Source organism: Flavobacterium wongokense, assembly GCF_021608265.1.
In the GTDB taxonomy this organism is placed as follows: domain Bacteria; phylum Bacteroidota; class Bacteroidia; order Flavobacteriales; family Flavobacteriaceae; genus Flavobacterium; species Flavobacterium wongokense.
The window spans coordinates 1-2,755 of sequence record NZ_JAKIHP010000015.1 but is presented as its reverse complement, the minus strand read 5'-3'; the positions used below and the strand labels follow the sequence as shown (position 1 = coordinate 2,755).

Below are 2,755 nucleotides of genomic sequence, written 5' to 3'. Positions count from 1 at the left end.
AGCAAGTTTAAACACGTTAACATAAATGAAACAAATAGTCCTAATAGTAATGTTCTTGAGCTTAAATTCGTTTAATAAGTCTTTGAATGTTCAAAAACAAAATAATCTCAAGCAGATGTTACAAGGTAGCTGGAAACTTAACACAGATAGTAATTATATACTTAACATTAAAAACTCCATAATTGAGCGCAAATACAAAGGAAAAGTTACAGAAAAAAACAAAGTAAAATATGTGTTTGAAAAGTCACCCGAGAAGTATTTAACAAAGAAAGGCGCCTTTGATTTTAGTCAACCAACAATTGTAAGTGATTTTAAAATAGTTGAGTATGATTCTTTAAATCAGGTTTCTTCTTCGAGTTTTATAATTTATATAGACAAGCAGAATCTGGAATTGGGATTTGAAACTGGAAGAGCTTCATTCAAAAAAATTAAGTAGAAACCAACCTGCTGGTAACAGCGGTTTTGCGCCATAGCTGGCTTATCTTTCTTGGAAAATACTCTGAACATCACAATTTCTTATTACATTTATTCTTAACTTGCCGCTACGGCGCAAAGCCGCGGAACGTTAGCGGTAATTTTTCACAACCCCAGATTTATGATTGACTTTAGAACACTTAGATATTCTGTGGATATGGGAGAAACCAAGATAATTTGGTTTTACGGCACACCGATAATTGTTCCGTTATATTTTACAATTTGGCAAGAACAATATTTGCTTGCTGCGTTGACAACTGAAAGGTCAGGTAATATATCTGTGGATAATACCTTAAAAAGACAATTTAAAAACTATGTTGAAGAACACGAATCGTTATTAAAAAGGCAAACGAAGAATAAAGTCTTTAACTACGATATTGCTGTAGATGAAATTTTATTATTTCAGAAAATGACCTATGATAAATACAAACAGAAATTAAAAAATTTAGATTTCGAAGGTAGTTCAGAAACATTCAGCGTTTGTGGTTTAATTTTTAAAAGATTAGATGGCAGTTTTTCAGCTGTACGGTCATTGATAAAGCAAGGATTCTATTTTGAAACGCTTTCTTTAATAAGACAAATGTTAGAGCAGTTATCATTTGCTTACAGTGTTTTTCATAAAACTACATATAATGAATTTGAATCTCCAACAAACGTCAACTTACTAAAAACGTTTTGGCCTTTGGCTGGAAAACTCTATGGAGAATTAAGTTCAAAAGCTCATATTGACAAAACTCAAATTAAAAAATATTTTGTTCTAGACAAAGAGGAAAAAGGCTTAGTTCTTGTACGATCGTTAGAATATTCTTTAGAAACTTCACTTGATCTTATTTTAATCCTTGATTTGTATTGTTGTGTCTTTGAATATGTATTCAGTGATAAATTAACAGACTTTGAATTTTTAACTAAAAGCTTGAAATTAAAAAAAGTTCGTCCAACACGTACTTTTCTTAGGAATTGGAAAACGAAATTTAATAAAATAGACTTTGAAGATTAAAAAAACTACCGCTAACAGCGGTTTTGCGCCATAGCTGGTTTGTCTTTCTTGGAAAATACTCTGAACATCACAATTTCTTATTACATTTATTCTTAACTTGCCGCTACGGCGCAAAGCCGCGGAACGTTGTACGCAATTATTTCACCCATCATGGAAAAGGAAAACTCGCTTGAAATTAATCATTTTTCAAAATCTGAAGATTTAAGGTTGTATATTTTAGAACATACAATTTTAATTGAAGAAATAGTTTCTTCGGCATTAGGACAAATTTTAAATATCGACTGGAAAAATTCAAAGTCATTCGGTTTTAGCTCTTCTGCATTATCATTCAACCAAAAAGTACAAATAATTCAAGACATACAAGGATTGGAAAAAATTGAAGTTCAAAAGTTGTCAGATATAATGAGTATTAGAAATAAGTTTGCGCATGTTAGATCAATTGCAACATTCAATGATTTTTTTCTTAGTGGAGAAAACGGAAAAAATGTGAAGAAGAATCTTGACAAGTGGTATGGAAAAAATGGCACTATTGAATCAGAAAGTGAAGAACAGAAATACAAAAGATACTTTTTTATTCTTGCAGCTGAAGTTATAACGACCATTATTTTAAAAGCAATGTTCTACAGTGTTTCTGAACAGTCAAAACTTAAAGAAATAGATCAGAGCAAGATAAAACTGGAATCTTTTACAAAAGAACTGGAAAAATTACCTGGCGATAAATTTATTTTGAAATTTACTTATGAAAAGATTTTAAAAGAAGCGATAGAAAAAATAACTGCGTACAACAGCCGTTTGGCGCAATAGCTCCTTAACATTGCGCCGGAAACCTAACGGTTTCCCCAAATCCTTCTTCACGCAGAATATTTTTTTTAAATTTACCGCTACTGACGCCAAGCGGCGGAACGTTACCACCCAGTTTTGCCCTATTTTACAACTGAAGTTTAAATTCGAAAAATCCAAAGAATATTTTGCTTGAAAATTTAGCCGGAAAAGGAATGTCGCAGAAATATTGCGTACAAAGTTTGCGTAGAAAAGTTGTAGCAAAAAAAATGTAGCAATTTAAATTGCTACAAAAAAATTGCTACAAGTTATAGAGAGTGAAATGGAAATAGAAACCGGAATTTGAAGCTGGCAAAGTTTGCGTGCTCAAGTTAATAGCAAAACCGAAGTGGTAACAGCGGTTTCACGCAATGGCTGGTTAATCTTTCTCGGAAAATAATCTGTTAATTCAAATTTTGTTTATCTTTCGACTTAATTACTAAAGTTCCGCCACTGCGTAAAGCC

At 31.9% G+C, this 2,755-nt stretch carries 3 protein-coding genes; all 3 read left to right on the top strand.

Features of this window, described 5'->3' with window-relative positions; genetic code table 11:
* Positions 1–25 precede the first annotated feature (25 nt).
* The 3 genes from L1S31_RS14790 (at position 26) to L1S31_RS14780 (ending at position 2,275) form a co-directional block, all read left to right on the top strand.
* Positions 26–436: a hypothetical protein gene (locus L1S31_RS14790; protein WP_236465555.1), complete on the top strand. Its 411-nt coding sequence runs from the start codon at positions 26–28 to the stop codon at positions 434–436.
* Between the two features lie 159 nt (positions 437–595).
* Positions 596–1,471, top strand: coding sequence for a hypothetical protein (locus L1S31_RS14785; RefSeq protein WP_236465554.1), 876 nt, complete (start codon positions 596–598; stop codon positions 1,469–1,471).
* A 150-nt stretch (positions 1,472–1,621) separates the two neighbouring features.
* The gene (locus L1S31_RS14780; RefSeq protein WP_236465553.1) at positions 1,622–2,275 is read left to right on the top strand and encodes a hypothetical protein; all 654 of its coding nucleotides are present in this window, start codon (positions 1,622–1,624) and stop codon (positions 2,273–2,275) included.
* Positions 2,276–2,755 lie beyond the last annotated feature (480 nt).

Excerpts from the sequence above, each read along its gene's own strand:
- L1S31_RS14790 (WP_236465555.1), top strand. The coding sequence starts at position 26 with ATGAAACAAATAGTCCTAATAGTAATGTTCTTGAGCTTAAATTCGTTT.
- L1S31_RS14785 (WP_236465554.1), top strand. The coding sequence starts at position 596 with ATGATTGACTTTAGAACACTTAGATATTCTGTGGATATGGGAGAAACC.
- L1S31_RS14780 (WP_236465553.1), top strand. The coding sequence starts at position 1,622 with ATGGAAAAGGAAAACTCGCTTGAAATTAATCATTTTTCAAAATCTGAA.